Source organism: Bifidobacterium sp. POST2/T3 (B1) (genome assembly GCF_058197115.1).
In genome coordinates this window covers 1-6,817 of sequence record NZ_JBVPQK010000134.1, presented here as the reverse complement: position 1 = coordinate 6,817, position 6,817 = coordinate 1, and the positions used below count along the sequence as shown (strand labels likewise).

Annotated in this window: 7 protein-coding genes; 1 reads left to right on the top strand and 6 read right to left on the bottom strand. The window is 51.0% G+C overall.

The annotated features are described in order from the left end of the window. Positions 1 to 210: PASTA domain-containing protein (locus tag AC0AP0_RS07310; protein ID WP_490429934.1), on the top strand; the 210-nt coding region annotated here is incomplete at its 5' end. Between the two features lie 90 nt (positions 211 to 300). Here AC0AP0_RS07310 and AC0AP0_RS07305 read toward each other — a convergent pair. The 6 genes from AC0AP0_RS07305 to AC0AP0_RS07280 all read right to left on the bottom strand — a co-directional run bounded on the left by AC0AP0_RS07305 (position 301) and on the right by AC0AP0_RS07280 (position 6,808). Beyond that, on the bottom strand, positions 301 to 1,503 hold the full coding sequence (locus tag AC0AP0_RS07305; protein ID WP_445342162.1) for an MFS transporter: 1,203 nt from the start codon (positions 1,501 to 1,503) through the stop codon (positions 301 to 303). Beyond that, positions 1,493 to 2,512, bottom strand: coding sequence for an ADP-ribosylglycohydrolase family protein (locus tag AC0AP0_RS07300; RefSeq protein ID WP_490429932.1), 1,020 nt, complete (start codon positions 2,510 to 2,512; stop codon positions 1,493 to 1,495). Before AC0AP0_RS07300 ends, AC0AP0_RS07305 begins: the two co-directional genes overlap by 11 nt. A gap of 32 nt (positions 2,513 to 2,544) precedes the next feature. Then, on the bottom strand, positions 2,545 to 3,480 hold the full coding sequence (locus AC0AP0_RS07295) for a carbohydrate kinase family protein (protein WP_490429930.1): 936 nt from the start codon (positions 3,478 to 3,480) through the stop codon (positions 2,545 to 2,547). Positions 3,481 to 3,601: 121 nt separating this feature from the next. Then, complete coding sequence (locus AC0AP0_RS07290) at positions 3,602 to 4,600, bottom strand: LacI family DNA-binding transcriptional regulator (protein WP_445342159.1); 999 nt, start codon at positions 4,598 to 4,600, stop codon at positions 3,602 to 3,604. A 336-nt stretch (positions 4,601 to 4,936) separates the two neighbouring features. Beyond that, positions 4,937 to 6,052, bottom strand: coding sequence for a class E sortase (locus tag AC0AP0_RS07285; protein ID WP_445342158.1), 1,116 nt, complete (start codon positions 6,050 to 6,052; stop codon positions 4,937 to 4,939). Then, positions 6,053 to 6,808 (bottom strand): DUF881 domain-containing protein, encoded by a 756-nt coding sequence (locus tag AC0AP0_RS07280; protein ID WP_445342157.1) that lies wholly within the window; start codon positions 6,806 to 6,808, stop codon positions 6,053 to 6,055. It lies immediately after the preceding gene. Positions 6,809 to 6,817: the final 9 nt, after the last annotated feature.

Sequence of the window (6,817 nt, the reverse complement as noted above, 5' to 3'; positions counted from 1 at the left end):
CTGACCACGGCCATCAGCGTCCCAGTCATCGCCCCGGGCGAGACCTTGGGCAGCTACCGGCAGAAGCTGACCAACAGTGGTGTCAGCGCCGACAGGATCACTTCAGTCGGCAAGGACACGGACAAGGTGACCGCTGTAAGTCCCGGAGCCGGCAGCAAGGTGGACGACAACACCCCCATCACGGTGACCACCGTCAGCTCCACAAACTGACCCGAAGATGAAATCATGATGGGGTCCCTTCCCAAAGGAGAAGGGACCCCATCGCTTTCCAAACTGCAGTTGGGAAATGACTTCTGAATCTCAGACTGATGCTCTACGCCGGTGATGGGCCAACAGGTAGAAAAATGCAAAACCAATTGACACTGCTGCCAATAAGAATGCTCCTACCGTTATTGGCAGACGTAGGGATTCAGTGTGGAACAGCACCGCAACCAGCAGAAGGAAATAATGCGGCAGGTATCCACCTAACCCACCTAGAACAACTTGGAATCCAGATACGAGTGCCGCATTCTCATTGTTTGCACAGTCAGCTATTTTCATGTAGAAGGACGACGACATAGTACCCAGCCCGATTCCAACAACTACAGCGCTGGCATACATCAAGGGCAAAGTATGTGCCAGGGATATGAGCAAGGTTCCTACGGCTAGCGCGCCTGTGCAGAATGTGATTGTATAATCTTTCAATACCTTCTGAATAAATCCAAAGGATAGAGCTGCAAACATAGCCGTGAATGTAGCAGTTGATAGCACTGTCGCTGCTGTAGCGGCGTTCCCTAGGTGTTCAGTGACGATAATGCTTGACAAATTCAACTGGTAAACCGTTTGGACAATCATGCAAATGCAATAAAAAATCACAAATACATATAACCTATTGGGAAGATTTTTGATAGCGATCCGCAGAGGCGTTTGCTCTTGAATCGGCTTGGTTTTGGGCTCAGGCAAGAACAAAAGCAAGAGAGCAAAACTGAGCAATATCAGCAGATATGCGCCCCAGCTGATGCGGACAGAAACCCCCACAAGAAGACCGACGATCATCTGCAACAAAATAAGTGCCACATTTTTCACAACTTCCCCTACACCAAACATATAGGCTCGGCGCTCGCTAGGAAATAAATCAATAATCAACGCATTGCCCAGCGGGAACAGCAGACCTAAACCGAAGCCGAGAAACATGCGGGCTATGATCATGGCATTAAAAGACAGGAGAAACATAGGTGCAATTCCCGAACAAACAATCAGCATAAAAGAAACTGATAAAACCTGGCGATACTTGAAACGGCGCCCTGTCAGCAGTCCTGAAAAAATCGAGGCTGGAATAGACCATAGATTAGGTATGGTGATGAGCGAAGCTATTCTTTCGTGCGATATACCTGGATACAAGGTCTGTAGATCATGCAGAGCCGGGTCCATCACATTCGCTGCGATACAAGCAAAATAGATCTGCAAAACTCCTATGGCAATGGCGATGGTCCTCGCCCTACCAGAAAACTTATCAACTAGCATGAGATGCCTTCCGAGTCTCTTTGATCAATTCAGCCATACGACGAGCAAGATCGTCAAAGTCAATATCGTTGGCTGCTATAAGGGTTTGTTGGTCGACCTGTGCCAAGTCAAAATGATTGGCCCCGCAGATAGCACCGCAGATAGCACCAATCGTGTCTGTGTCGCCACCGATATTAGCCGCAATATGCACGCATGGCTTCAACTTTCCAGAGCATTTTCGGACAATAGCCAATACCGCCGGGACCGTTTCAATAGTCTGCATGCCTGTACCCATGAAGCTGTATAAACAATCCAGGAAGCGATCTTCGTTTTCTTCTTGGGCCAGTCGCCAACCAAAATGTATGCGAGCCATCAAATCAGGACCCGGACGAGGAACACCGAAAGCTTCTGCAGCGGCAGCCGCCTGCCTTATCAGCTCATAGAGCTCATCCCAATCGATCACCGGATGATCAAAACAGTAACTAACCGTTGCAGCGATAACCGAAGCCCCTTGTATAGCAATTTGGGTATTATGCGTGGGCATACAGATTTCTGCAACCTGTTGAACCATATCCCCCAAATCCAGATAGGAGTGGACCAAACCGATTGGCGCAATTTTCATAGCTGCGCCATTAGTGGTTCCAGTAGTACCAGCCTCAGTTATCGAAACACCGCTCTCGATAGCCTTTAGAGCCCGCACAGTACTGGGGCCTACGACATATTGACTTTTGTCGTCATGCTCCAACCAGCGCATTAACCGTTGAACAAAATCTTTTGCTTGTACTCGTCCGTGCCCTAGCAAAAGGGACTCACAAACAAACACCGTATGTTGAGTATCGTCAGTTACTTCACCTGCTGCTAGCCGCCGGTATATAGCTGCCTCGTCAACAGGACTTGGCAGAAATGTAGTCACTCTGCCAAATTGGCGGGCGATGCCTTTACGTGTGTAATTTTCGGTTGGCATACCCATGGCATCGCCATAAGCGACAGCCAGCAGAGTATGCTTGGTTCTTTCAAAAATGGAATCCATAGACCCACGTCTTTCAAAGTCACTCGCTTGCATTACTGCCTGTGCTTCTCCATGAAACCGTGCAACTGTTCGGCAGTAGGGGATGCCTGCGCACCGAAATCCATGCAGGTATAGGCTGCACACGCAGTCGAGTACTGTAAGGATTCCAGTAAGGGTTGCTGGTGAATCAAATAGGCCACCATAAAAGAACCGATGAAAGAGTCCCCGGCTCCAGTAGTATCGGAAGCATCAATAGAGAGAGCTGGAACGATTATTTTCTTATCATCCTGATCCCAGGCAACCAAGCCGTCACTACCCAAGGTCAGGATGATGAGACCGTGGAAATATTGCCTTATATAGGCTGCCTGATCATCTACATTACCGCTGCCGCTCAGTGCTTTAATCGCTTCTTGACAAGGGGCGAACACTGTAACATATTGCAGGATTTCAGTCAAAAAAGTCCTGTCGACACCACGGGAAAGAATACTGTCCAAATCTTCCTGATAGTTCAGCACAACTTTTTTGCCTGCTTTATATGCCTCCCGAGCCGCAGTCATGCTCATAGGCGCTGGGTTAAGGTCCAGATATACAATATCTGCCTCTTCTATCAGCGATAGGTTTGCTTGCCCCTCAGTCAATGCAGGAAGACGTTTTTCAGCAGAGACTACCAGCATCTTTTCACCGTGAGGGTCAACATATATTAGGCAAGAAGGCGCTTCATATTGCCCATCCTTCCTGTAAACACCCCTGCTATCAATACCGCAACGATGTAAATTATCCATAATCCAATCGCTATCGGCATCCTTGGCGATCTGCGTGACTACCCCTGTAGCAGCACCAAGCTTGGCCGCTTGTACGAGCACATTTGTACCGCTCCCACCTTGCATACGTTCAGATTTGGTTACAGTACAGAAGCTGTCACGAATAGGTAGATGATCCACATGCGCAATCGTGTCAACGGCAATACTACAAATTCCGAGAATATTCATTTTTCTATTCCTAGCTATATTGAGCCTCATAAAAGGCATTAATCCATCAACGAAGTTTTAAAAAACATGAATATGCTCCCCCGATGGCGCATGTTTAGACAACTGTCGTTAGAGAAAATACTCAGCGATTTATAACGCTGATAGATTCACGATCTATAAACTTTGCATCCACAAAGGCACTGTTAACTGACGTACCTTTCATTCGTTTTAGCAGCATCTTTACCGCCATCGAGCCAAGCTCGTGCTCATCCTGACGAATAACCGAAATGCGAGGAGAAAAAGCCCTGAACACTTTTGAATCGTCAAAAGATACCAATGAAAGGTCAACACCGACGCGAACGTGCATTTCCCGGCTTTGTTCCAATATAGTGACTGCATCATCAGCGTCACCACACAGAACAGCTGTTACACCTACTCTGAGCATCCTCTTAATTACCGGCGCGCAAGCGGTCTGATTAAAACCTGTTGACTCAACGAACAGATTATCATCGCCCACTATTGGACCAGCAATCTTACGGAAAAGCTGTTCTCTTTCCTGAAGAGGATGGGAGCGCAGTATCTCTCCCGAAATATAGCCGATCTGACGATGGCCACGCTCGTACAACGTTTTTACAGCGGTCTCCATGGCTGATCTAACATTGACCCGTGCCATAGCGACATCTTGCCGCCAAGGATATTTCCCGATGAATACAAGAGGAAAATCCTTATCGATCATACGTTCGATGACTTCAGATCGCTCCATGCTCGGAACAACCAAAGCACCATCGAAACGCTGCTGCAGCATACTTTGCAAGTATGCATTGAGGTTTTGTTTGTCCCTCGAAAAACTCCCAATAAACGTTGAGTACCCAGAAGCCAGGAATTCATTCTGGACGAAATAAACCAGATTAGCATAAAAAGGGTTACGTATATCATGCACGATGAGCCCTACCACATTCGAATCAACAGCACGAATTGATCTCGCTCTCGAATCGGGAACATAATCTAATTCTTTAATTGAACGTTGAACTTGGTCATACGTCTGATGAGACACTGGACCTGTCCCGTTCAGAGCTCTAGACACCGTGGAAACGGATACGCCGGCTCTCGCCGCTACATCGCGTATCGTCACGAAACCCATGCCAACCCCTGTCAGTCGCCACAGAACCCTTGTTTTCTGCTTACTCATTATTTATGTCATCGTAGACACCTGCCTCACCTAAGTAATAGTAAAAACGTTACCAGCCAATGATAAAGCGCCATTCATTTTTATTTGTGGTAACGATTCCTTACATTAATAACACGCTTTCTTCGTGTCAAATCATTATTGAGCCAGATGCCGGCCTCGCATTTATTAGCTGGCTTTCAACGGAATCAGAGAAACCTTCTCATGATCTCTGTTAGGCAACAAATAAGCGGCGGGACCGCAGGATCACGTCGGATTCTGCAGCCCCGCCGCTTCTCCATGCCAACTAGGTCAGAAGGTGGAGTAGTTGGACATCTGTCTGAGCAAGGGTACGTTGCTGGCCAGCCATGGGAAGCCCCATTCCATCAAGGCGCAGGCCAGAGCCAGAAGGAGCAGAATCAGCAGAAGCCAGCGAATCGGAGCTATGCCGGACTGGTGCCGCAGTAGCCAGCCATAGAGGCTGATCATGGGCTGGGGCTTCTCGCCCTTGCGAATCTGCCGCAACAAGGGGTAACGCCATGCAACCAGGGCCGCCAGGTAGATGATCAGATAGGCTGCTACCAAAACCAAGAGGACCGGCTGCAGGGAACCCAGCCTGGCCATAACTGAGCCCTTGTCGTCTGCAAAGGCCACATTGCTGCCTCGGTCGCCAAGCAGTTCCTTAGGCACTCCGTCGGACACCTTGGCCCAGTAGCCGAATTCGCCCCAGCTGATCCAGCGGTGGGTGGCCGTGGTGTACTTGGGCTCGCAAGTGGTCAGTGTAATCATGCGCCGATCAGGAGCCTCATTGGGCGAATAAGGGTTGGGGGCGATAACGTTGACCTCGGTGGGAGCGACAATCTTGTAGCGGGTGTAGTGGTAGACGTACCAGTAATCCTTGGTGCGCAAAACGATGGCATCGCCCACTCGCAGCTGGTCCACATGGCCCAGCGGCTCACCATAGCCAGCGCGGTGTCCGGCAATAGCCACGTTGCCCAGCTCGCCAGGCATCTGCGTATTGGGGTAGTGTCCCAGTCCCGCGTAGGCCAGCTCTCGGGGCGACGTGCCCTGAACCACGTTGCGCTCCCAATGCTGCCCAAAACGAGGAATGTAGATCTGGGCCATCAGATCGCCCTCGGAGGCGTGTTCGGGCTGTACCGGCGGCATTCCGCTCTGAGGCTTGGCCACCTTTCGGGTATCTCCCGATCCCGGGTCGCTCCAAGCGGTCGAGGTCCGGGTCTCCAGCTGCTGATGCTCGGACTGCACGCCGGTCCACCAGAGCTGCCAAACCACGTAGAGGGCACAGATGACGGCCAGCGTAATCAGCAGCTCCCCCACGATTTCCGCTATGCCAGCCGGCCAGTTTCGTCGCTTATCGGCAGGTTTATCAACCGATGTCCTGTCGTTCTCCGAGTCTTCTGTCGTCATTTACCGTGCCTTCTCATCTAGAGATGCATACTGGAGTGGCTGCAGGACAGCCGTCGTCTCGGGGAATCTCAGATTGCCCGAAGACTCGACATTCCATCCCAGACCTACCGTATTCACGTACTCCTTGTAAATCCGGATGGATGGCGAAGCATTCAGGGACTTGGTCATCCGATCGACTGGTCCTATGGCCGAAATCTTATATGGCGGCGAGTACTTTCGACCGTGCAGCAGCAGCACATTGCCCACGCATCGCACGGCCGTGGTGGGCAGAACACGCTGGTCCTGGATCCTCATGGACTCGGCTCCCCCGGCCCAGAGGGCGTTGACCACACTCTCCACATCCTGCTGATGGATGACGTAATCGTTGATGTTGGCCGTTGACCCGTCGGACCCTACCTTCTGCTGCCAGAGCGGGGAATCATCGAGGGTTACCGTCAGTCCCGGCCCCTGGACGGCCTTGAGCACCGTGCCCGATCCAGGGTCCTCACGGGCCTGGTTCGAGTTGCCCTTGTCGTCGTCGGTGAGGGTCTTCAACGCGTTGATCTCTGAGCTCATGTCATTGATGTCCTTGCGCAGCTCAGCAGCCTTGTTCTCGCGCTCTTCCACCAGCCCGGCCGTATCCGAGGTGACCGTGACCGTCCTATTGACACGGATGTTGGTGGTCAGCATGTACCCGACCAAGGCAAGGACCACAGCCACGGACAATGTGCCGACCAGGGACCTGCGCGCTCCGTGCCGTCCCGTCCGTCTGGTCATAGGCATACC